This window comes from Bradyrhizobium sp. 956_D2_N1_4, assembly GCF_052076025.1.
Lineage (GTDB): Bacteria > Pseudomonadota > Alphaproteobacteria > Rhizobiales > Xanthobacteraceae > Bradyrhizobium > Bradyrhizobium barranii.
On record NZ_CP197237.1, the window covers coordinates 4,073,269 to 4,094,468 of the forward strand.

The window sequence follows — 21,200 nt, forward strand, 5'->3', positions numbered from 1 at the left end:
GGGCGGAACAAAGGTGGCGTGAGATCGGTTTCTGCCCGGTCGCTTCCCAGCCTCGATCGAGAGACCGATGTCGAGCCAGGCCTCCCATCACCCCACCGACCAGACGAGACGCGCCGGCCGCGCGCTGGATGCGGCCAACTTCTTCCTCGCCGACGTCCGCGACGGGCTTGGGCCCTATCTCGCCGTCTATCTCCTCACCGAGCAGCACTGGGACGAGGCGCGCATCGGCCTCGTGATGTCGATTGCGACCATTGCCGGCATCGTGGCGCAGACGCCGGCCGGCGCGCTGGTCGATGCGACGCGGGCGAAACGGCTGGCGATGGTCATCGCCGCCATCATGGTGACGCTGGCGTCACTGTCGCTGCCGCTGTTTCCCACCTTCCTGCCGGTCGCGGTCTCGCAAGGCGTCGCGCAGGCCGCCGCCGTGATCTTTCCGCCGGCGATCGCCGCCGTCTCGCTCGGCATCTTTGGCCACGCCGCCTTCACCCGGCGGATCGGCCGCAACGAGACCTTTAATCACGCCGGCAATGCGGTCGCGGCCGGGCTCGCGGGGCTCAGCGCTTACTGGTTCGGTCCGACCGTGGTGTTCTACCTTCTCGCTGCCATGGCGGTCGCAAGCCTCGTGAGCATTCTCGCGATCCCCGCTCGCGCCATCGACCACGACCTCGCCCGCGGGCTGCACGACGCCGATACCAGTGACCGGCCGGAACAGCCCTCGGGTCTCGCGGTGCTCCTGACCTGCCGCCCCCTCCTCGTCTTCGCGGTCTGCGTCGTGCTGTTTCACCTGTCCAATGCGGCCATGCTGCCGCTGGTTGGGCAGAAACTCGCGCTGCAGGACAAGAACATGGGCACCAGCCTGATGTCGGCCTGCATCGTCGCAGCGCAAATAGTGATGGTGCCGTTCGCGATGCTGGTCGGCGCGAAGGCCGACCGCTGGGGCCACAAGCGCTTCTTCCTCGCCGCATTGTTGATCCTGCCCATTCGCGGCGCGCTCTATACGCTCTCCGACAATCCGTTCTGGCTGGTCGGCGTGCAGCTTCTGGATGGCGTCGGCGCCGGCATCTTTGGCGCGATCTTCCCCGTCATCGTCGCCGACCTCATGCGCAACACCGGCCGCTTCAACGTCGCGCAGGGCGCCATCATCACCGCCCAGAGCATCGGCGCGGCGCTGTCGACGACGCTTGCGGGCCTCGTCGTGGTCGGCGCCGGCTACAGCGCGGCGTTCATCACGCTCGGCGCGGTCGCCGCGATCGGTGCCATCGTCTGCCTCCTCGCCTTGCCCGAGACCCGGCGTGGCACCTTGCAGGCACAGGGGAAGACAGCGGCTCCAGCATCGGTTATCGCTGCCGAATGAACCGACCCAACCTCAAGGACTGAACGTGCCGTCTGACGCCATCTGGGCCTGGAGCATCATCGTCGCCGCGACCGCAGGCGTCATCATCCGGCCTTTTCGCCTGCCCGAGGCGATTTGGGCCGTGATCGGCGCCGGCGCCCTGGTGCTGCTCGGCCTCCTGCCGTGGCAGGACGCGCTCACGGGCATCGAGAAAGGCGTCGACGTCTATCTCTTCCTGATCGGCATGATGCTGATCGCCGAGCTCGCCCGGCTCGAAGGCCTGTTCGACTATCTCGCCGCGCTTGCGGTCGAATATGCAGCCGGCTCGCCGCAGCGGCTGTTTCTGCTGATCTATCTCGTCGGCACCGTCGTCACCGTGCTGCTCTCCAATGACGCCACCGCGATCGTGCTGACGCCCGCCGTCTACGCCGCGACGCGCGCGGCCGGCGCCAAGCCGCTGCCCTATCTGTTCGTCTGCGCCTTCATCGCGAACGCCGCAAGCTTCGTGCTGCCGATCTCGAACCCCGCCAATCTCGTGGTGTTCGGCGCGCGCATGCCGCATCTGACCGAATGGCTGCGTCAGTTCGCCCTGCCCTCGCTCGCCTCGATCGTGCTGACCTATGTCGTACTGCGCATCACCCAGCATCGGGCGCTGAAACAGGAGGTCATCGAGCGCCGCGTGCCGCACAAGGTGCTCAGCCGCGGCGGCAAGCTGACCGCGATCGGCATTGCTGCGATCGGCGTGGTGCTGATCACGGCCTCCGCGCTCGACAAGCAGCTTGGCCTGCCGACCTTCATCTGCGGCGCCGTGACGACCGGCCTCGTCCTGCTGCTCAGCCGTCAGTCGCCCATGCCGGTACTGAAGCACGTGTCCTGGAGCGTGCTGCCGCTGGTCGGCGGGCTTTTCGTTATGGTGGAAGCACTGGTGAAGACTGGCGTGATCGGCCATCTCAGCGCACTTCTGCACGAGGCCGTCGCGCAGTCCGTACCCGGGGCCGGCTGGAGCGTTGGGATCGCCACCGCCATCGCCACCAATATCGCCAATAACCTGCCGGTCGGCCTCGTCGCCGGGTCGATCGTGGCCGCCGATCACCTGCCCACCTCGGTCGTCAGCGCCATCCTGATCGGCGTCGACCTGGGACCGAATTTCTCGATCACCGGTTCGCTCGCGACCATCCTGTGGCTGGTTGCGCTCCGCCGCGAAAAAATCGAGGTCGGCGCCTGGCCGTTCCTCAAGCTGGGCCTGCTGGTGACGCCCCCCGCCTTGATTGCAGCGCTTGCAGCTGCGATCCGGTAATCGCGCGCAATTTGCGGCGCATCAATGTCGCCGGCATAGCCGGACCTATGCTTGACCTCGTCGCGCAGCTACGGCGCGGCATGGAGGTCCATCATGGAGATTCAGTCAAAGGCATTGCCGCAGAGTTCTTCGCCGCGTCGGTCGTTTCGGAGCTTCACCGCGCCGGAACAAGGTGGCGGGACATATCACCCCCTGCTCGTCGTCTCGGTCGTGGTGCTGCTGACCCTGTTCGCGATCGTGGAGATCGACCTCCACAGCGCCCAGCTTCAGGCAATCGGCCTGCTCGGCCATGGGTCCGGGATCAATCCCGTCTTCCTGAGCCCGTAGCGGGAAAAGCCCGATCGCGGCCACAAGGCCGCGACCGGGCAACGCGTCAGTCGTTCTCGTAGCCGTAGACTTCCGGCAGGATGAAGATTGCGGCGAGCAATCCGATCAGCGGGAAGATCGCGACCATCAGTGTGGCATTGGCCTGCCCGATCGCGGCGAATACCGTCGGGAACAGGAAGATCGCCAGGAACGACGGCAGCTTCACGAACATGTAGGCGAAGCCACTGGCGGTGCCGCGGTACTTCGGCTTGGCGACCATGGTCGGGATCGTCATGCAGTTCGACGCGTCCCAGTAGTGGCCCCACAACATGGCGGCCGCCGCGAACGGCAGCAGTATCTTGTTGTCGGTGTAGAGCGCGAAGGCAGCGACCAGCAGCGAAGCCAGCACGATGCTGAAGCCGGCGATCGAGATGCCGCGGTGGCCGATCTTGGGCGTCAGCAGCGGACCGACCCAGCCGGACAGAGCTGCGAAGGAAAACAGCGCCATCGTCACCAGATTGATGCCGAGCACGCTCGACACGCCAACCATCACGAACAGCACCGGCAGATAGAATGCGAAGGTCGAGAACTCGCTGCCTTGCGCGAAACAGGCGATCCAGCCGTAGATCGTGGCGCGCCAGCGGATCGGGTCCTTCCTGAGGTCGGCGATGAAGGCACGTGTGCTGACCTTCGGCACCTTCACGTCCTGGTCCGGCAACATGTCGAGATTGTCGTTGAACATCTCGCGCGCGACCTTCTTGGCCTCGCGGTAACGTCCCTTCTGCACCAGCCATACCGCCGTCTCCGGCACGTCGTGACGCATGATCAGGATGATCAGCGCCGGCACCGCGCCGAGACCGAGCGTCACGCGCCACAGCATCTCGTGCTGCATGTCGATCAGCAGGAAGATCACGATGACACCGATGGTGAGAACTTCACCGACGGCGAACATGAATTGCCAGCGATTGCCCATGACCTCGCGCTCACCCTTGGCCATGGATTCCATGATGTAGGTGTAGCCGGTCGAAATATCCGAGCCGAGCGGAATGCCGAGCAGGAAGCGGATCACGATGAGCCAGGTCACGTTCGGCACGAAGGCCTGCGCCAGCGCGAGCACGATGAACAGCACCATCGTCACCAGGAACATGACGCGGCGGCCGATCTTGTCGGAGAGCCAGCCGCCGAGCAGCGCGCCGATCAGGGCGCCGCCCTGCGTGCCGGCTGCAGCGAGACCGAGCATCAGCGGATCGGGATTGTACTGCTCCTTGATGAAGATCAGCACGAAGGCGATCGAATAGAGATCCCAGGCTTCGACCAGGATCGAGGCCATCATCAGCCAGCCGACCTTGTTGCCCTTGGGACTGTAGTTCGTAATGAGGTAGCGGACCGCGGCCTCGCTCGCGGTCGGTTGTGGCATGGCCATTGTCTGCATGTTTGGTCCTCTCTTCAAAACTCTCTACGCGCCGAGCAGCGGCTCGATACTGCAATCGAGCAGGCGCGGATCGATCCCCGCCTCCATGCCCGTGAACATGTGGTCCATGTAGTCGATCAACGCATCGCTCGCCTTCACCGCGTCCTCGACATGGCGGCCGGCGACCGCAACGAGAATGGCGAGGTGGCGATCGATCGTGCCCGACAGCTCGGCCTGTCCCGGCATGAAGCGATGGTGGATGTAGCCGATGCGGCGGTACAGCGTGTGCAACGGCCGCAGCGTGTGCACCAGGAAGGGCTCGCCGGCGGCTTCCAGCACCAGCGCGTCGATACGGCGATCGATGCTGTTGAATTCGTCGAGGGTCAGGGTGGCGCGGCGTTCGCGCAGCAGACGCTCGATGTGCAGCGCCTGATTGCGATGCGACAGGCTGGCGCGATCGGCCGCGAGCCGCACGACGAAGCGCTCCATGTCGCGGCGCAAGGCCAGCAGCATCCGCTCGCGCGCAAGATCGATCGGCGCGATGTGCAGGCCGTGGCGCGGACGGATGATGATGAGCGTGTCGGCGGAGAGGCGATTGACGGCGTGATGCACCGGTGTGCGCCCGAAGCCGGTGATGTGCTGCAATTCCAGCATCGTCATGAATTGTCCGGGCTTGAGCTCGCAATGGACGAGCAGCTCTTCGATCCTCTGGTAAGCCAGCTCGAAGAAGTTGAGCCGGTTGCGCCGGGAGGGCTTGCCCTCGCCGTCGTCCTCGTTTCTCACCACCTCGAGCGCGCGCTTGCGCCGTGCCATGTCGTCCTCCTGTCAGCCGCGCTCTCATTGCTGGGTGGCGCCTTAGTTGTGGGACCCTTAAAACATGTTGTGATATATTACAAGCAGGCGTAAGACGTTCGCGCGACCTGCAACATGTTGCAGTGCGAAATGAGACGTCAGGCGCGAGGCGCCTGTGATGGGAGGATTGTTGCCGTGAAGATCACGTCAATCGAGACGCTGCGCACCGAGGAATTTTCCAACGTCATCTGGGTGCGTGTTCACACCGACACGGGCATGATCGGTCTCGGAGAAACCTTCTATGGCGCGGGCGCGGTCGAAGCGCAGATCCACGACACCTTTGCCGGTCGCCTGCTCGGCCGCAATCCGCTGCACATCGAGGCGATCCACCGCGACATGCTGAACCTGCCGATGGCGCAATCCTCGACCGGCGTCGAATACCGCGCGGCCTCCGCAATCGACATCGCGCTATGGGATCTGTTCGGCAAGGTCTGCAATCAGCCTGTGCACCAGATGCTCGGCGGCCTCTGCCGCGACAAGCAGCGCATCTACAACACCTGCGCCGGCACCCAATATGTCCGCTCCACTAATATCAGCCCCGTCGCCAACTGGAATCTCGGCGCCTCCAAAGGCCCCTACGAAGACCTCGACGGCTTCATGCACCACGCCGACGCACTGGCCGAAAGCCTGCTGGAGAGCGGCATCTCCGCGATGAAGATCTGGCCGTTCGACCCGGCGGCACAGGAGAACAAGGGCCTCTACATCACCGCAGCCCAGATGAAGCGGGCGATCGAACCGTTCGAGAAGATCCGCAAGGCCGTCGGCGACAAGATGGAGATCATGGTCGAGCTCCACTCGCTCTGGAACCTGCCGACCGCCAAGCAGATCGCGCGTGCGCTCGAGCCCTACAAGCCGACCTGGTACGAAGACCCGATCCGGATGAACTCGCCGCAGGCGCTGGCCGAATATGCCCGCTCGACCGACGTCTGGGTCTGCGCCAGCGAAACGCTGGGCTCGCGCTTCCCCTACAAGGACATGCTCGACCGCGACGCCATGCATGTGGTGATGGCGGATCTGTGCTGGACCGGTGGCTTGACCGAAGGCCGCAAGATCGCGGCGATGGCCGAGACCTATCACCGCCCGTTTGCGCCGCATGACTGCATCGGCCCGATCGGCTTCATCGCCGCCATCCACATGTCGTTCAGCCAGCCCAACACGCTGATCCAGGAATCAGTGCGCGCCTTCTACAGGGGCTGGTACAATGAGCTCGTCACCACGATGCCGACGATCAAGGACGGTTTTGTCTATCCGATGGAAGGGCCCGGCCTCGGCGTCGACCTTCTGCCCGCCGTATTCGACCGCTCCGATCTGACCGTGCGTCGCTCCAACGTCTGAGGATTCTTTGAGATGAGCACCGCCCTCTTCGACCTTTCCGGCCGCACCGCGCTCGTGACCGGCTCCTCCCGCGGGCTCGGCCGCGCCATTGCCGAGGGCATGGCCAAGGCCGGCGCCAAGATCATCATCAACGGCGTCGACCCCAAGCGCGTCGAGCAGGCCGTGGCCGAATTTCGCGCCGCCGGTCATCAGGCCGAGGGCGCCGCGTTCAACGTCACCGACGAGCCCGCGATCGTCGCGGCCTTCGAGCGCTTCGACCGCGAAGGGCTCGCGGTCGACATTCTCGTCAACAATGCCGGCATCCAGCACCGCAAGCCGCTGGTCGAGTTCACCACCGACGAATGGCGCAAGGTGATCGAGACTGACCTCACCAGCGCCTTCGTGATCGGCCGCGAGGCAGGCAAGCGCATGATCCCGCGCAAGCACGGCAAGATCATCAATATCGGCTCGCTCGGCAGCGAGCTCGCGCGTCCCACCATCGCGCCCTACACCGCGGCCAAGGGCGGCATCAAGAACCTGACCCGCTCGATGGCGGTGGAATGGGCCCAGCACGGCATCCAGGCCAACGCGATCGGCCCCGGCTACATGCTCACCGACATGAACGAGGCGCTGGTCAACAACACCGACTTCAACAACTGGCTGATGGGCCGCATCCCCTCCAAGCGCTGGGGCAGGCCGGACGAGCTGGTGGGCGCGGCGATCTTCCTGGCGTCGGACGCTTCGACCTACGTCAACGGACAGATCATCTATGTCGATGGCGGCATGATCGCCGCGATGTAATCGCGAAAGCCTAAGGGAACGAGACCATGCGCGCCGTCGTCATCCACGCCCCGAAAGACCTGCGGATCGACCTCTATCCCGATCCAGCCCCCGCCCCGGGCGAAGTCCGCGTCAAGATTGCGAACGGCGGCATCTGCGGCTCCGATCTGCACTACTACCATCACGGCGGTTTCGGCGTCGTGCGCATCCAGCAGCCGATGGCGCTGGGCCACGAGATCGCGGGCGTGGTCGCGGCCGTTGGTAACGGCGTCACCAATGTGAAGCCGGGCGCGCGCGTCGCCGTCAATCCGAGCAGACCGTGCGGCCAGTGCCTGCATTGCCAGGAAGGCATGCGCAACCAGTGCCTCGACATGCGCTTCCTCGGCAGCGCGATGCGCTTCCCCCATGTCCAAGGCGGCTTTCGCGAGTTCATCACGGTCGATGCCGCGCAGGCGGTGCCGATCGCGGACAAGCTGACATTGGCGGAAGCCGCGGTGGCCGAGCCGCTCGCAGTGTGCCTGCATGCCGGCAAGCAGGCCGGCCCCCTCCTCGGCAAGCGCGTGCTGATCACGGGTTGCGGGCCGATCGGTGCGCTGATGATCCTGGTCTCGCGCTTCGGCGGCGCGTCCGAGATCGTGGTGACCGATGTCGCCGACGCGCCGCTCGCGGTTGCAAAGAAGCTCGGCGCCACCCACGCCATCAATGTCGCGACCGATGCCGCAGCGCTCGATCCCTGGCGCGCCGGCAAGGGCGTGTTCGACACCCTGTTCGAGGCCTCCGGCAACCAGGCCGCGCTTCGCACCGCGCTCGACGTGCTTCGGCCCGGCGCGACGCTGGTGCAGCTCGGTCTCGGCGGCGAGATGACGCTGCCGATCAACTCCATCGTCGCCAAGGAATTGCAGCTCCGCGGCACCTTCCGCTTCGACCCCGAATTCGAGCTCGCGGTGCGACTGATGGGCGAAGGGCTGATCGACGTGAAGCCGCTGATCACGGCCACCATGCCGTTCGAGAACGCGGTCGCCGCGTTCGAACTCGCCAGCGACCGCTCGCAATCGATGAAGGTGCAGCTGACGTTCTAGGGCGAGTATCGCGGTTACTGGCTCCCGATCAGCTTATCGCTGACCAGCCGGACCGCGCCCCGTTTCCACGAATAGTCCGCGCCCATCCGAAGGCCGCTGTCGCCACGCGACAGCACCGCACCGGTCCTGGCATCGCGGACCTGGAAGCCGAGCGTGTATTCGGTGCGGCTGACCCGCCGCACCACGCCGATCAACGACTGATCCGCGCCGAGCTTTTGCGCGATCGCCGCCTCGCAGCCGCCGCAATCCCGCAAGGCGCGCGCCTTGACCGCCTCGCCGCCGGCATCAACGATGCGGTAGCGGCCGGATTGGCCCAGCGCCTCGCGCACGCTGCCGGTGACCTCGGCCAGATATGACGCATCCGACGTGGCTGAAGTGCCAGTCGAGGCGGCGGTCGTGTCCTCGAGCTCGAAATCGAACACGGCCAGCGCGACCGGCGCGGGCGTGGCGAGCGCGGCCATGACCTCGCGAGACACGAAAATCTCGGCACGCTCCCATGATTCATCATTGTCGCCGCGGAAGGTGTAGAGCTTGTCCATCACGAGCTTCCTGGCGCCGACGTCGATGACGGCGACCTTGGCCCATTGCACCAGCGTGCTGGTCTTCTGGATGCCGCCGATGACCTTGAATGCTGCGCCGTCCAGGGCAGACGGCACCGGCCGGTAGCGGCCGTCCGCACTGATATCCCGCCTGAGCGCGGCCATGAACGCCGACAGCCGCCGCTCATGGGCGGCGGTCTGGTTGGCCGGCTCGGCCGACGTATCGGTGTAGCTGAAATCGTCCACGGCAACGCCGATGGCATCCTCGGCGCCGGCAGGCGAAGAGGCCGCCGGGAGGACGAAGAGGAGGAAAGCAGAGAGGATCAAGCTGATACGGCGCATGCGGGCCTCGTGTGATGGAGCGGCGGCGCAATCTGGACGGCAGCCTCAGGTCATGCAGCTGCGCTGGTCCCGACCAAGGCCGGGAAAATTTCACGACGTTGCACCGCGGTAAGCGCGGCGCTTTCCGCCGCTTGCGTTCTGCCGTTTAATGCCGGGGCGACAATTCCGTTCGCGCCAGGTGCCCGCCGATGTGGAACCGCCCGAGGTTCGATCTCAAGGTCCGTCTGACGTTGCGCGTGGCCGCCATATCGGCCGCGTGCTTCGCCGCGATCTCCGCCTATTTCCTAATCACCGCCGACCGCGCGGCCCATGCGCGCCTCGACGACATCGCCGCCATCGTGGCCAAGACGCTGGAGCTGCAACAGGGCAAGATCCAGTGGGTGGCTAGCCCGCGCTCGGACTTTCCCAACCTCGACCCCGTTTCGGCCTATGTGATGACGCCCGGCCTGTGCCTGGCGTTCCGCGCCGTGAGCGGCGACATCATCCAGCGATTCTGCAGTGGCGCGCCGATCCCGGCGAACCCGCCGCCGCAAGTCTTCGTGGCTTTCTATCGCAGCCTGTTCGACCCCGGCCGCGAGGCGGCACGGCCCGTGATCGTGCGCGGAACGAAGCTCGGCGAGACCGTGGTCTCGGTCGACCCGGCCGTGCAGACCGCCGACGCCTGGCACGAGGCCGGCCGCCTGATGCTCGCACTTGCAATCGCACTGCCGCTGTTGTGCGTCCTGGTCTACGCAGCGCTGGCGCGTGCGCTGCGCCCCACCCGCATGATTCGCTCCGGCCTCGAACGGATCGCCGCCAATGACCTGTCGACGCGGCTGCCGCCGTTCGATCTCGCCGAGCTGTCGGCGATCCGCGACGTCTTCAACCATCTCGCCGAAAGCCTCGACACCGCGCTGGCCGAGCGCAGCGAATTGACGCGGAAACTGATCGCACTCCAGGACGAGGAGCGCCGCCATCTCGCGCGCGAGTTGCATGACGAGTTCGGCCAGTCGCTGGCCGCCATCCGCGCGCTCGCCTCCTCTGCCCGCCAGACCGCCGTACAGGACTGCCCTTCCCTGCTTGGCGAATGCGACGGCATCGCGCGGACCGCAACCGGCATGATGGAGACGCTGCGCGGCGCGCTGTTCCGGCTGCGCCCGCCTGACGTTGAGGAGCTCGGGCTCGTGGCGAGCCTCGAAGGCCTCGTCGCGGGCTGGAACGGGCGTAGCCGCGGCCAGACACGGTTTTCGATCCGGTTCGACGGTGCGTTCGCGACACTGCCCGCCACGATCAGCGCGAGCCTGTACCGTATCGTGCAGGAGGCACTCACCAATGCCGCCAAGCACGCCGGCGCCACGCGGGTAAGCCTGGAGCTTGCGATGCGTGCCGACGAGATCGCACTTGCGATCGACGACGACGGACGGTCGAACGATCCCGTCGCAAAATCCGGAATGGGCCTGCTCGGCATGCGCGAGCGCGTAGCGGCCCTGCGCGGCCAGTTGAGCTTCGAGGCCGCGCCGAACGGCGGCTCCGCGCTGCGCGTGGTCATTCCGCTTGCAGGCCTCGATCGGCAGCCACTGGAGCGCGCGGCATGAGCGCGGCCGATGCGACCATTCTGCTGGTCGACGACCATTCCGTCGTCCGCGAGGGCTATCGCTCCGTGCTCCAGAAGCAGCCGGGGCTTCGCGTTGTCGCCGAAGCGGCCGACGGCGCCGAGGCCTACCGTCTGTTCAAATCCGAGGCGCCCGACCTCGTCATCATGGATCTGAGCATGCCCGGCATCGGCGGCATCGAGGCCGTCAGGCGCATCAGGCAATGGGACAAGGCGGCACGGATCCTGGTCTTCACCATGCACGAGAATGCCGGCTTCGCCGTGCAGGCGATCCGCGCCGGCGCGCGGGGCTATGTCACCAAGACCAGCCCGCCCGAGACGCTGGTGCGCGCCGTGATGGACGTGCTCGCCGGCAAGATCGCCATCAGCCCCGACATCGACCACGAGCTCGCGCTCAGCCGTATCAGCGGCGAGAGCTCGGCCGCCGACGTGCTCACGCCGCGCGAGTTCGAGGTGCTGCGGCTGCTGCTCGCCGAGAACACGACGGAGGAGATCGCCGAGACGCTCCACGTCAGCCCGAAGACGGTGGCGAACCTGCATTCGCTGATCAAGGACAAGCTCGGCGTCGGCTCCGACATCGAGCTGGTCCGGCTGGCGCTGCGGCAAGGCCTGCTGACGCAGGCCGATCTCGGCGAAGCCCGGTCGCTCAGGCCAGATAACGCGTGAGATAGCCTTCCATGGCGTAGAGCGCGCAGAGCGCGAGGCTCGACCACACCGCAGCGGTGAAATACAGGAACATCCAGGTCAGTTCGCCCTTCCAGTGCGCGATGTCGTGGGTCACCACCCAGCGCGTCGCGACGTCATGCAGACCTTCAAGGAAGCCGAGGAGCTTGTTGCCCTCTTGATGCCCTGCCCGCCAGCGGCTGAGATACATCGGCACGTCGACGGTGACGAGGAAGGCGAGGAAGCAGGCGATGCCGATAATGCCGGCGATCAGCGCCCAGCGCACCGGTCCCTGGAATTCCGGCATGAGGCGGCACAGCGCGATGCCGGCGAGGAAAAACGTCACCGCCCACAACGAATTCTCGATCGCGTTGTAGAGGAAGTTCGTGGTGACGACCGCGTACCAGGAGAAGCACTCCGCGATGATGATGATGGGCACGATCACCAGCGCGATGTTCACCGCGGTCTCCGCCCCCGTCATGTGACCCAGCTGATGCAGGATGATCGCCCATTGCGCGACGAAGCACAGCTCGGCCACGGTCGCGACGGTGCGGCCGACGAACACGCTGGAGAGCCATGTGTCGAACAGGCAGATGCGCTGCACGTCGGCGCGCGGCAGGAACGATCGGAACGCGCAGCCGAACACATAACCGGCGCAGAGCAGGAACATCAGCCCGATATCCGAACCGCCGCCGGCGCTGCCGGCAACCGTCGGATAGAACTCGCGGTACAGCATGAACCAGACGAGAATGTTGGCCGCACTGACAAGCGTCAGGGACCCCCACCACCACGCGAGGGGATTTGACCGCGCCTGCCACTGCAACATGAATCGCTCCGCCGTAACCGATATGACATTTAGCGGTAGCAATTCTGTCATAAACCGGCGGCACGACGCGACAAAAATCTACGTTATGGCGCTGTCATAATTGACCTGCGCGCTGTCATATTCGCGAAGGCGACTGCTCTCCCATGCGTTTCCGAGCTTATTCCGGGGCGCCTCTTCGAGGCCCCCGGAATAACGCTGGGGATTCTATTTCTTCATCCCACCAACATACGCCGCGAGCTTGTCCAGCGTCTGGTAGCCGTATTCGACGGCACCGAAGCCGATCATGCCGTCGCGCTGCTCGGTGCTCGAGGCCAGTTGCCGCATCATCAGCACGGTCTTGCCGTTGCTCTGCTCGGCAAAGGTGAGGGTGAAGCGGAACATGCCGGGATCATCGTCCTGGTCGACGCCGTGATCCATCTCCATCAGCGACGGCCGCTCGATGCGGCGGAAGCGCATGCGGTTCGGATAGACGGTGCCGTCAGGACCGATCATGTTGAAGCGCCAGACGCCGCCGACGCGCACGTCGATCTCGAAGGTCTCGAGCTTGAAGCCCTTCGGCCCGAACCATTGCGGGAGATGTTTTGGATCGGACCACGCCTCGAACACCAGATCGCGCGGCGCGTCGATCACGCGCGACATCACGATCTCGCGGTCCATCGACCATTGCGACAGAGCGGGATTGGCAGAATTCGTCATCACTCAGAACCTTTCCGTTTGGTTGTGCGGGACGGTCGCTTGGCGGCCGCCCTCTCCTTCTCTTTCTCTTTCTTCAGTTGCATGACGTAAGCCTCGAACCTGTCGAGGCGCGCCTCCCAGATCGCGCGCTGCTGCTGGAACCAGTCCTCCGCGCCGACGAGCGCGTCCGGGCTGAGACGGCAGGTGCGCACGCGGCCGGATTTCTCCGACTGAACGAGCCCGCTCGTCTCCAGCACATGGATGTGTTTCATGAAGCTCGGCAGCGCCATCTCGAACGGATCGGCGAGCTCGCCGACCGACGCCTCGCCGGCACAGAGCCGCATCACAATCGCCCGCCTTGTGGGATCGGCAAGGGCTGCGAAGACATGGTCGAGCTGGGATAATTGGTTAGCCATGAAGCTAACTATAGGCCCACCACCGCCCGGCGTCAATAATTGTTAGCCCACAAGCTAAGTAATTTTCCGCAAGCCCCGCCGGCGGAACCCACAACGCGCAATCGTGAATTGGGACACGCAGCCCTCGCCGTTAGAAGAGAGAGGGGGCGCATCGCATCATGCGTCAGAGCCGTGCCGTCTGTTGTCACCTCATCACACCTCACCCGGCGGGCCCTCGCGCGGGCTGCGCTGGTTCCCCTCGCGTTGGCCTGGCCGCGCCGCGCATCCGCGGATTCCGACATGATCGCGCAGATGCGCGACATCGTCGCCAACGAGCTGGCGCCGACCGCGACGCCGGACCAGCCGGGCGGCCTCGCCGCCGCGCTCTATGCCGGCCGCCATGTCGAGTTCTTCAACTACGGCTTCGCCGACGACGCCACGCGACGACCGGTCACACCGGACACGCTGTTCAACCTTGGTTCGCTGCGCAAACCGTTCGAGGCGACGCTGGTGGCGCTGGGCTCGCTCCTGAGTGAATTGCGGCTCGACGACCCCCTGCCGAAATATCTGCCCGAGCTCACCGGAGACTATGTCCGCCGCGTCACCGTCGGCCAGCTCGCCACGCACACGTCGGGCATGCTGCTGTCGACCGACCATCCACCCTGGCCGAACGACTCGTTCTCGCAGGCGCAGTTCATCGACATGTTCAACGCCTGGAAGCCGCAGGCCGGCGAAGCGCCCGGCAAGCAGCGCATCTACAGCCATGCCTGTTACGTTCTGCTTCAGCTCGTGCTCGAGCGGTGCTACGGCGTTCCGATCGCAACCCTGTTCGAAGAGCGCATCCTTGGGCCGATCGGCATGAATGAGACCTCTCTGCCGGAGCGCGGCGAGGACAACCGCGCCGTCATGGACGTGGCGTGGATGCAGCGCGTCGTGCAAGGCTATTCGGATCAGGGCACGGCCATCGGCCCACCCGGGAATCAGCAGAGCTATTTCGACTTTCCCGGCGCCGGCCAGATGTTTTCGTCACCGCGGGATCTCGCGACCTTCGTTGAGGCCTGCGTCGTCGGCCGCTCGCTCGATCCGCATTTGCGCGAGGCGCTGCGGATGACGCAGCGTGAGACCTTCCGCGTCGACGACAAATTCGGACAAGGCATGGCCTGGGAGACGGTTCATCTCTCCGACGCCACCATCGTCGACAAGCCCGGCGGCCTCAACAATGCCTCCGGCTATCTCGGCCTCGTCCCTATCAGGCAGATCGGCTTCGTCCTGCTCGCCAATCGCGGCGAATACCCGCACGAGATCGTTCGCTACAAGATCCTGCCCGCGCTGGCGAAGCTCGTCGCCTCGCACTGAACCGTCCCTCGCAACAGAAAGCCCCGGCAGAGCCGGGGCTTTCCGCGCCAGATCAGGAACGGGATGCTCAGTACCTGGCGACGACCGGTCCGCCGAACTTGTAGTTCACGCCGACGCGCACAATGTTCGACTTGAGATCGACCGAGTGGGTATAAACGTTGCTCGGATATTGCGTTACGCCGCCGACCAGATTGGTACTGGTCGCGCTGGCGCGGCCGAGATCGACGTAGAGATATTCGGCCTTGAGCGACCAGCCGCCGCCGAAGGCATATTCGGTGCCGACGCCCGCGGTCCAGCCGAGGCGCGTGTCGCGGATCGCGGCCGACTCGGTCGCGGCTGAGAACGTGTCGGTGAAATTGAAATTGCCCTTCACCTCGGAGATCGCCGCGCCGCCCGTCGCGTACAGCAGCCAGGTCGGAGCCGCGAGGAAGCCGATGCGACCGCGGATGGTGGCGAGCCAATCGGCCGAGACCTGCGACGACACGGTAAAGCCTGTCGGCGCGCAGCAGGGATAGAGCGCAGAGCCCGTCGCGCTGCCCTTGAAACCGAAATAGTTGATGTCGCCTTCGAGGCCGAGCACGGCGTGGTTCACCTGCCAGTTATAGCCCGCGGTGAAGCCGCCGGTTACGCTGGAGCTATTGACGCCTTGGGCGCCGACCGTGTTGATGGCGGGGACGCTGCTGGCGGCGAAATAGCCGGCCGGCGTCCAGATGGTCGAGGTGTTCAGATCGGCGTTGCCCCACTGCCCGCCGACATTGCCGCCGACGTAAAAGCCGGTCCAGTTGTAGGCCGGCGCCATCACCGGCGCCTTGGTATATTGCGCGGCGAGATCGGCGGCCTGCGCGGATGCGGTGCCGAGCACAATTGAAGCGACCGCCAGCAAAAACTTCTTCATTCCAGTCTCCATGCCCCACGCGATTGACGATCGCGTTTTCGATGCGCGCAGATGGGAGCCATCCGGCGCAGATCGGGAATAGGCGGAGCATGTCTGTTCGTCTCGGTCTGCGGCGCAGTTCGTATGGACTGTGACGTAGTCAGTGACTTATCGCGCAAGACCAGTGACGAGTGTGACCGATGAGCCACGCGTCGCCCCGCCGCAGCGGCGCACTGCGCAAGCCGCGCGTCGCGTTACGACAAGTGCACCAGAATGGCGGAGCGAAGCCGCGCGCCGACTCACACCGAGCGCGTCAGTCCGCCGTCGACGCGGATATTCTGGCCGGTGATGTAGGCCGCGCCGTCGGACGCCAGGAACGACACCGTCGCCGCGACCTCCTCGACCTTGCCGTAGCGCTTCATCGGCACGCTGTCGCGCCGCGCATCGGTCTGCGGCAGGCTGTCGATCCAGCCCGGCAGCACGTTGTTCATACGGATGTTGTCGGCGGCATGGGTGTCGGTGAAGATCTTCGTGAAGGCGGCGAGGCCGGCGCGGAACACCGCAGAGGTCGGAAACATCGCGCTCGGCTCGAATGCCCAGGCGGTCGAGATGTTGATGATGGCGCCGCTCTTCTGCGCCTGCATCACCGGCGTCACCAGCCGGGTCGGACGGATCACGTTGAGGAGATAGGTGTCGAGGCCGGTGTGCCACTGCTCGTCGGTGATCTCCGTGATCGCCGCGCGCGGCCCGTGGCCGGCGCTGTTGACGAGCACATCGATGCGCCCCCATTTGGCCATCGCCCCGTCGACGAGCCGCTTCAGATCATCGTTCGACTTGTTGGAGCCGGTGACGCCGAGGCCGCCGAGCTCGACGGCCAGCGCCTCGCCCTTGCCGGAGGACGACAGGATCGCGACGCGAAAGCCGTCGGCCGCGAGCCGCCGTGCAGCCCCTGCCCCCATGCCGCTGCCGCCAGCCGTGACAAGTGCGACCTTCTCTGCTGCCATGACCGATCATCCCTGTGTTGAGGCGAGCCCCGAGCCCGGCCTATCATGAGGCCTTCTACCGCCGGACCTGCCGCCAGGTCCACCGCCGAAGGCATCCGTTAAGGCATCCGTCATGAGCGATCTGCAGATCCGCAATTTGCGCCCCGAGGAGATCGCCATCGCCGTCGACTGGGCCGCGGCCGAGGGCTGGAATCCGGGCCTCGGCGACGCCGCCTGTTTCGCCATCCCGGACGCGAAGGGCTTCTTCGTCGGCGAGATCGACGGCCAGCCGGTCGCAACAATCTCCTGCGTCAATTACGATGATCGCTTCGCCTTCCTCGGCTTCTACATCGTGCGCTCTGGCTTTCGCGGCGCCGGCCACGGCCTGCGCATCTGGAACGCGGCGATCGCGCATGCGGGCGCCCGCGTGATCGGGCTCGACGGCGTCGTCACGCAGCAGGACAATTACAAGAAGTCCGGCTTCCAGTTGGCCTACGCCAATATCCGCTACGGCGGCATCGTCGCCGCGCCACCGAATCCGCCCGCCGAAATCGTCGCGCTCGACAATGTCCCGTTCGCGCTCGTTGAAGCCGACGACGCGACCGTCTTCCCGGCCGCGCGTAGCACCTTCCTGCGCGCCTGGATCAACACATCAGGCCACCTCGGCGGCGCGCTGCTGCGCGACGGCAAGCTCGCGGCATGGGGGGTGATCCGGCCCTGCCGGACCGGCCACAAGATCGGCCCGCTCGTCGCCGACGACCGCGGAGCGGCGGAAGCGATCGTGCAGGCGCTGCTGGCGAGCGCAGGCGGCGGCGAAGTCTTCTTCGACGTCCCCGCGATCAATCGCGAGGCCATCGCGCTCGCGGAATCGCTCGGGCTCAAGCCGGTGTTCGAGACGGCGCGGATGTACACAGGGCCGATCCCGCCGCTGCGGATCGACCGCGTCTTCGGCGTGACCAGTTTTGAACTGGGCTAGCTGGGCGGACGACGCCGCTCAGTAGCAGCGCATGATGTTGACCGTGTGCTCGGCGCCGCCGCGGCCGGGCACCGTCACCTGCTCCGTCGGGCAGCTTGGCACATAGGGCCGGTCGGACGGCACCACGTTCGGCGGGAAGCGATGGGTCCAGTCCCAGGGAACGTCGTACGTATAGGTGTAACGCACATCGGTGGAGGCCGGCTGCCCGGCATCGACGAAAGGCTGGTTATAGCCTGCGTTGTCGTAGAACCCGCCGCCGCCCGGCCAATAGACCCAGGGCGTGTTGCGGCCGCGGAACCGGGCGCCAGGACCGATCTGCGGACGCGCGATCGCGCCGGAAGGCGCGGCGGCCATCCCGTGCGCGGCGGTGGCGCCGGGCCTGGCAAAACCGTCATTGGCAGACAGGAGCAGCGCGGCTGCGCTGAGCGAGGCGAAGAGCGCCCCATATGATCTGGACATCATGATACGCACCAACTCGTTTGGCTTCGGCGGCTCCCCACCGCACGCTAGGCCGGGCCGTCGCTCACCCGCAAACGTATAATTAATTGTTGGTTAAGGCACGGGATTAACGGGGTACCTGGTGCGGCAAGTCGCCCGGGATTCTGTGCTGATTTCAGACACTTCGTTCCGGGGTAGTCCTCATGACCCGTTGATCGGAGTTGATCGCGCTCGCCGAATTTGGCGGCGGCAATTTTGCTTGAAGTCGCCTCCTCCCCGAGCGCAGCGAAGCAATCCAGGGTCTTGCCGCGGAGGAATTCCGGATTGCTTCGGTGCCCTCGCAGTGACGGCGTCGAGGCGGCTGAGCGCAACAACTGTGATCTCGTGCCCGACAACGCCCCATCCGTGGGTGCCTGGTCACCTCCCCGTCACTTCTGCTTGCTCCCTGGGTCTTGTAACAAAACTGTCATGCAGCAAAACTAAACGATGGCCGGGGGCCGCGGTCGCGGCCATTGCCGCCTCACCGCAGGAGATTTCGATGCGCCGTTCACTGGTGTTGCTGTCCGCCGGACTGACAGTCTTGTCCACCGGACTTGCCTCCGCCCAGAACAACACGCCCCGCAACCTGATCCTCTTCATCCCCGATGGTTTGCGCGCACTGAAGGTGACGCCGGAAACCGCGCCGGCGATGGCCGAGGTCCGTGACAAGGGCGTCAACTTCAAGAACCCGCATTCGCTCTTCCCGACCTTCACCATGGCCAACGGCTCGGCGATGTCGACCGGTCACTATCTCGGCGACACCGGCGTGTTCTCCAACACGATCTGGACCAACTATACGTCCGTCCCCGCCGGCGACACCGTGGTCCCCTTCATCGAGAACGACGCCGTGCTCGGCGACATCGACGAGCATTTCAAGGGCGACTATCTCAACGAAGAGACGATCCTGAAGATGGCCCGCGACAAGGGCTTCAGCACCGCGGCGATCGGCAAGGTCGGTCCAACCTACCAGTTCGACCACACCGACAAGCCCGAAAAGGCCGGCCTGCATTCGGTCGTGTTCGATGACTCCACCGGCGGCAAGAACGGCGTGGCGCTGTCTGACGAGGTGAAGGACGCGCTGACCAAGGCCGGCCTGCCCCTCGCCACGCCGCCGCGCGGCGACAATTCCAAGGCGGGCGATGCCAAGACGCCCGGCACCGTTGTCGCCAACGTCGCGCAGCAGGCTTATTTCGCCGACGTCGCCGCCAAGGCCGTGCTGCCGATGTTCAAGGCGCGCAACAAGCCGTTCGTGCTGGTGTTCTGGTCGCGCGATCCCGACGGCACCCAGCACAACCAGGGCGACAGCCTCAACCAGATCAAGCCGGGCATCAACGGCCCGAGCACGATGGCGAGCATCAAGAACGCCGACAACAACCTCGCCCAGCTCCGCAAGGCGCTCGACGAGCTTGGGCTGGCCGCGAATACCAACATCATGATCCAGGCCGACCACGGCTTCTCGACCATCTCCAAGGAGAGCAAGACCAGCCCCTCGGCCAAGGTCAGCTATGACGACACGCCGAAGGACTTTTTGCCGATGGGCTTTTTGGCGATCGACCTCGCCAAGGCGCTCGACCTGCCGCTGTTCGACCCCAACGACAAGAACGCCGCCGTCACCGGCAACGCCCATCCGAAGGCCGGCAACGGCGTGCTCGGCAAGGATCCGACCAAGCCTGACCTCGTCATCGCCACCAATGGCGGCTCGGACCTGATCTACCTGCCGAACAAGGACAAGAAGCTGGCGGTCAAGACCGTCAAGGCGCTGCTCGAGCAGGATTACGTCTCCGGCCTGTTCGTGGACGACTCGCTCGGCCGCATCCCCGGTACCCTGCCGCTGTCGAGCATCAATCTGCGCGGCAAGTCGGCGACGCCAACGCCGGCGATCGTCGTCAATTTCCGCTCCTATGCCAGCGATTGCGGTGAGGCGCCGACCAACTGCTCGGTGCAGGTCGCCGACACCGTGCTGCGCCAGGGCCAGGGCATGCATGGCAGCTTCAGCCGCGGCGACACCATGAACTTCATGGCCGCGATCGGTCCGGACTTCAAAGCCGGCTATGTCAGCCAGATCCCGGTCAGCAATGCCGACGTCGGCATGACGGCCGCCCAGCTCATGGGCCTGCGCGGCCCGCAGAACGGCGGCCTTGTCGGCCGCGTGATGTCGGAGGCCCTGCCCAACGGCATCGTGCCGAAGGCCTATACCGGCACGCTGAAGTCCAAGCCCGCCGAGGGCGGCCTGGTGACCGTGCTGAACTTCCAGCGCGTCGGCAGCCAGCGCTATTTCGACGCCGCCGGTTTCCCAGGCCGCACGCTCGGGCTCGAGCCGGACGCCGGCAAACAAAAAACGGCGGGGAAATAACCCCGCCGCTGTCTGTCGCGCCTCGCAAGGGGCGCGACAGTCTCGTCTAACTCTTACATTCCCAGATCTTTTACATGCCCAGATCTTTTACATGCCGATGTCGAACACGTTCGGCAATTGGCCCGCCAAAGGCAGCGCAGTGGCGCCCAGGAAGGTCGCCACCATCGCCATCAGGCGACGGTTGTTCTGACGCTTGCCGCGCATCTGTCCGGCGATCCACTCCAGCATCTCGCTGTTGACCTTGGCGGCGTAGGACGGTGCCCAGCTCTCGATCTCGGACTCTGCCGACAGCGCGACGCTGCGCGGCGGCACCTTCAGGCCCGAGGCGCTCGCGGCGTAATGGGCAACGGCCTTGGCGAGCAGGTCGTCGAACCGGCCGCCATCGGTGCGCTCGGTTGCGGCTTCATTGATCTCGAACAGCGCCTCGGCTTCGGCGCGGCTGACCGGCTGGTCGTTGACGGCCGTGGCGGTCAGGATGCGCGCGCACCAGGCGGTGTCATCGGCATCGAGCGAGCGGGAAAAGTGGACCCGGCCCTTGGTGGTCGGGCCTTCGCCCGTGATCACGCCGTCGCGCACGACGGTCAATGCATGAGCCGCGGTATCGCGGCAGGACGGTTCGAGAGACGGCGACTCAACAGACTTATGCGCAGCGGCAGACATAGTTCACTTCCAGATTTCTTCTGATCGACCAGCATTTTCATGCGGGCGTAAAGGGGTGGTTAATGATTCTATACGGGGATCGCGACTTTTCTCAATGGTTGCCGATTAGTCGCTACGA

Annotated in this window: 21 protein-coding genes; 11 read left to right on the forward strand and 10 right to left on the reverse strand. The window is 65.4% G+C overall.

The genetic code is table 11. From position 1 onward, the window contains the following. Positions 1-67: 67 nt before the first annotated feature. The 3 genes from AB7535_RS19200 (at position 68) to AB7535_RS19210 (ending at position 2,957) form a co-directional block, all read left to right on the forward strand. Positions 68-1,354 carry an MFS transporter gene (locus AB7535_RS19200; RefSeq protein ID WP_439036785.1) on the forward strand — a complete coding sequence of 429 codons (1,287 nt, stop codon included), beginning with the start codon at positions 68-70 and terminating at the stop codon, positions 1,352-1,354. Between the two features lie 25 nt (positions 1,355-1,379). After that, positions 1,380-2,630: an arsenic transporter gene (locus AB7535_RS19205; protein WP_439036786.1), complete on the forward strand. Its 1,251-nt coding sequence runs from the start codon at positions 1,380-1,382 to the stop codon at positions 2,628-2,630. Between the two features lie 93 nt (positions 2,631-2,723). Continuing rightward, complete coding sequence (locus AB7535_RS19210; RefSeq protein WP_439036787.1) at positions 2,724-2,957, forward strand: hypothetical protein; 234 nt, start codon at positions 2,724-2,726, stop codon at positions 2,955-2,957. A 46-nt stretch (positions 2,958-3,003) separates the two neighbouring features. On the opposite strand, the gene AB7535_RS19215 is transcribed toward AB7535_RS19210, so the two are convergent. Beyond that, positions 3,004-4,368: an MFS transporter gene (locus tag AB7535_RS19215; RefSeq protein WP_071912958.1), complete on the reverse strand. Its 1,365-nt coding sequence runs from the start codon at positions 4,366-4,368 to the stop codon at positions 3,004-3,006. A gap of 24 nt (positions 4,369-4,392) precedes the next feature. Continuing rightward, the gene (locus AB7535_RS19220) at positions 4,393-5,160 is read right to left on the reverse strand and encodes a GntR family transcriptional regulator (RefSeq protein WP_283016806.1); all 768 of its coding nucleotides are present in this window, start codon (positions 5,158-5,160) and stop codon (positions 4,393-4,395) included. Positions 5,161-5,334: 174 nt separating this feature from the next. Here AB7535_RS19220 and AB7535_RS19225 point away from each other — a divergent pair, with 174 nt between their 5' ends. Genes AB7535_RS19225 through AB7535_RS19235 form a run of 3 tightly spaced genes read left to right on the forward strand, consistent with a single transcriptional unit; the run spans position 5,335 to position 8,372 of the window. Continuing rightward, positions 5,335-6,534 carry a mandelate racemase/muconate lactonizing enzyme family protein gene (locus AB7535_RS19225; RefSeq protein ID WP_167768060.1) on the forward strand — a complete coding sequence of 400 codons (1,200 nt, stop codon included), beginning with the start codon at positions 5,335-5,337 and terminating at the stop codon, positions 6,532-6,534. Positions 6,535-6,546: 12 nt separating this feature from the next. After that, positions 6,547-7,314, forward strand: a complete 768-nt coding sequence (locus AB7535_RS19230) for an SDR family oxidoreductase (RefSeq protein WP_063982668.1) — start codon at positions 6,547-6,549, stop codon at positions 7,312-7,314. A 26-nt stretch (positions 7,315-7,340) separates the two neighbouring features. Further along, positions 7,341-8,372: an L-idonate 5-dehydrogenase gene (locus AB7535_RS19235; protein ID WP_439036788.1), complete on the forward strand. Its 1,032-nt coding sequence runs from the start codon at positions 7,341-7,343 to the stop codon at positions 8,370-8,372. Positions 8,373-8,386: 14 nt separating this feature from the next. Here AB7535_RS19235 and AB7535_RS19240 read toward each other — a convergent pair whose 3' ends face one another. Further along, positions 8,387-9,253, reverse strand: a complete 867-nt coding sequence (locus tag AB7535_RS19240) for a DUF2380 domain-containing protein (RefSeq protein ID WP_439036789.1) — start codon at positions 9,251-9,253, stop codon at positions 8,387-8,389. Positions 9,254-9,441: 188 nt separating this feature from the next. Here AB7535_RS19240 and AB7535_RS19245 point away from each other — a divergent pair, with 188 nt between their 5' ends. Both AB7535_RS19245 and AB7535_RS19250 read left to right on the forward strand, forming a co-directional pair. Beyond that, positions 9,442-10,827, forward strand: a complete 1,386-nt coding sequence (locus AB7535_RS19245; protein WP_439036790.1) for a HAMP domain-containing sensor histidine kinase — start codon at positions 9,442-9,444, stop codon at positions 10,825-10,827. Then, entirely contained in the window at positions 10,824-11,510 is a 687-nt protein-coding gene (locus AB7535_RS19250) for a response regulator (RefSeq protein WP_063982664.1), read from the forward strand. Before AB7535_RS19245 ends, AB7535_RS19250 begins: the two co-directional genes overlap by 4 nt. Here the strand turns inward: AB7535_RS19250 and AB7535_RS19255 are convergent. From AB7535_RS19255 to AB7535_RS19265, 3 genes are all read right to left on the reverse strand, one after another. Next, positions 11,491-12,333, reverse strand: coding sequence for a hypothetical protein (locus AB7535_RS19255; protein ID WP_439036791.1), 843 nt, complete (start codon positions 12,331-12,333; stop codon positions 11,491-11,493). The two genes, AB7535_RS19250 and AB7535_RS19255, sit on opposite strands and share 20 nt — an antisense overlap. A gap of 204 nt (positions 12,334-12,537) precedes the next feature. Continuing rightward, on the reverse strand, positions 12,538-13,029 hold the full coding sequence (locus AB7535_RS19260) for an SRPBCC family protein (RefSeq protein WP_439036792.1): 492 nt from the start codon (positions 13,027-13,029) through the stop codon (positions 12,538-12,540). Then, on the reverse strand, positions 13,029-13,424 hold the full coding sequence (locus tag AB7535_RS19265) for a metalloregulator ArsR/SmtB family transcription factor (protein ID WP_439036793.1): 396 nt from the start codon (positions 13,422-13,424) through the stop codon (positions 13,029-13,031). The genes AB7535_RS19260 and AB7535_RS19265 overlap by 1 nt, the downstream gene beginning before the upstream one ends. A gap of 279 nt (positions 13,425-13,703) precedes the next feature. Here AB7535_RS19265 and AB7535_RS19270 point away from each other — a divergent pair, with 279 nt between their 5' ends. Beyond that, a complete protein-coding gene (locus AB7535_RS19270; protein ID WP_439036794.1) occupies positions 13,704-14,759 on the forward strand; it encodes a serine hydrolase in 1,056 nt (351 codons plus the stop codon). A 67-nt stretch (positions 14,760-14,826) separates the two neighbouring features. Here AB7535_RS19270 and AB7535_RS19275 read toward each other — a convergent pair whose 3' ends face one another. After that, positions 14,827-15,654, reverse strand: coding sequence for an outer membrane protein (locus AB7535_RS19275; RefSeq protein ID WP_439036795.1), 828 nt, complete (start codon positions 15,652-15,654; stop codon positions 14,827-14,829). A 278-nt stretch (positions 15,655-15,932) separates the two neighbouring features. Then, the gene (locus AB7535_RS19280; RefSeq protein ID WP_439036796.1) at positions 15,933-16,637 is read right to left on the reverse strand and encodes an SDR family oxidoreductase; all 705 of its coding nucleotides are present in this window, start codon (positions 16,635-16,637) and stop codon (positions 15,933-15,935) included. A 112-nt stretch (positions 16,638-16,749) separates the two neighbouring features. Here AB7535_RS19280 and AB7535_RS19285 point away from each other — a divergent pair, with 112 nt between their 5' ends. Beyond that, positions 16,750-17,592 (forward strand): GNAT family N-acetyltransferase, encoded by an 843-nt coding sequence (locus tag AB7535_RS19285; protein WP_439036797.1) that lies wholly within the window; start codon positions 16,750-16,752, stop codon positions 17,590-17,592. Positions 17,593-17,610: 18 nt separating this feature from the next. Here AB7535_RS19285 and AB7535_RS19290 read toward each other — a convergent pair whose 3' ends face one another. Next, complete coding sequence (locus AB7535_RS19290; RefSeq protein ID WP_085405502.1) at positions 17,611-18,054, reverse strand: hypothetical protein; 444 nt, start codon at positions 18,052-18,054, stop codon at positions 17,611-17,613. 514 nt (positions 18,055-18,568) lie between these two features. On the opposite strand from AB7535_RS19290, the gene AB7535_RS19295 reads away from it, so the two are divergent. Next, a complete protein-coding gene (locus AB7535_RS19295; protein ID WP_166342244.1) occupies positions 18,569-20,422 on the forward strand; it encodes an alkaline phosphatase family protein in 1,854 nt (617 codons plus the stop codon). Positions 20,423-20,509: 87 nt separating this feature from the next. Here AB7535_RS19295 and AB7535_RS19300 read toward each other — a convergent pair whose 3' ends face one another. Then, positions 20,510-21,082 (reverse strand): hypothetical protein, encoded by a 573-nt coding sequence (locus AB7535_RS19300; protein WP_028154483.1) that lies wholly within the window; start codon positions 21,080-21,082, stop codon positions 20,510-20,512. Positions 21,083-21,200 lie beyond the last annotated feature (118 nt).

Excerpts from the sequence above, each read along its gene's own strand:
- AB7535_RS19200 (WP_439036785.1), top strand. The coding sequence starts at position 68 with ATGTCGAGCCAGGCCTCCCATCACCCCACCGACCAGACGAGACGCGCC.
- AB7535_RS19210 (WP_439036787.1), top strand. The coding sequence starts at position 2,724 with ATGGAGATTCAGTCAAAGGCATTGCCGCAGAGTTCTTCGCCGCGTCGG.
- AB7535_RS19215 (WP_071912958.1), bottom strand. The coding sequence starts at position 4,368 with ATGCAGACAATGGCCATGCCACAACCGACCGCGAGCGAGGCCGCGGTC.
- AB7535_RS19220 (WP_283016806.1), bottom strand. The coding sequence starts at position 5,160 with ATGGCACGGCGCAAGCGCGCGCTCGAGGTGGTGAGAAACGAGGACGAC.
- AB7535_RS19230 (WP_063982668.1), top strand. The coding sequence starts at position 6,547 with ATGAGCACCGCCCTCTTCGACCTTTCCGGCCGCACCGCGCTCGTGACC.
- AB7535_RS19235 (WP_439036788.1), top strand. The coding sequence starts at position 7,341 with ATGCGCGCCGTCGTCATCCACGCCCCGAAAGACCTGCGGATCGACCTC.
- AB7535_RS19240 (WP_439036789.1), bottom strand. The coding sequence starts at position 9,253 with ATGCGCCGTATCAGCTTGATCCTCTCTGCTTTCCTCCTCTTCGTCCTC.
- AB7535_RS19245 (WP_439036790.1), top strand. The coding sequence starts at position 9,442 with ATGTGGAACCGCCCGAGGTTCGATCTCAAGGTCCGTCTGACGTTGCGC.
- AB7535_RS19250 (WP_063982664.1), top strand. The coding sequence starts at position 10,824 with ATGAGCGCGGCCGATGCGACCATTCTGCTGGTCGACGACCATTCCGTC.
- AB7535_RS19255 (WP_439036791.1), bottom strand. The coding sequence starts at position 12,333 with ATGTTGCAGTGGCAGGCGCGGTCAAATCCCCTCGCGTGGTGGTGGGGG.
- AB7535_RS19260 (WP_439036792.1), bottom strand. The coding sequence starts at position 13,029 with ATGACGAATTCTGCCAATCCCGCTCTGTCGCAATGGTCGATGGACCGC.
- AB7535_RS19265 (WP_439036793.1), bottom strand. The coding sequence starts at position 13,424 with ATGGCTAACCAATTATCCCAGCTCGACCATGTCTTCGCAGCCCTTGCC.
- AB7535_RS19270 (WP_439036794.1), top strand. The coding sequence starts at position 13,704 with ATGATCGCGCAGATGCGCGACATCGTCGCCAACGAGCTGGCGCCGACC.
- AB7535_RS19275 (WP_439036795.1), bottom strand. The coding sequence starts at position 15,654 with ATGAAGAAGTTTTTGCTGGCGGTCGCTTCAATTGTGCTCGGCACCGCA.
- AB7535_RS19280 (WP_439036796.1), bottom strand. The coding sequence starts at position 16,637 with ATGGCAGCAGAGAAGGTCGCACTTGTCACGGCTGGCGGCAGCGGCATG.
- AB7535_RS19285 (WP_439036797.1), top strand. The coding sequence starts at position 16,750 with ATGAGCGATCTGCAGATCCGCAATTTGCGCCCCGAGGAGATCGCCATC.
- AB7535_RS19290 (WP_085405502.1), bottom strand. The coding sequence starts at position 18,054 with ATGATGTCCAGATCATATGGGGCGCTCTTCGCCTCGCTCAGCGCAGCC.
- AB7535_RS19295 (WP_166342244.1), top strand. The coding sequence starts at position 18,569 with ATGCGCCGTTCACTGGTGTTGCTGTCCGCCGGACTGACAGTCTTGTCC.
- AB7535_RS19300 (WP_028154483.1), bottom strand. The coding sequence starts at position 21,082 with ATGTCTGCCGCTGCGCATAAGTCTGTTGAGTCGCCGTCTCTCGAACCG.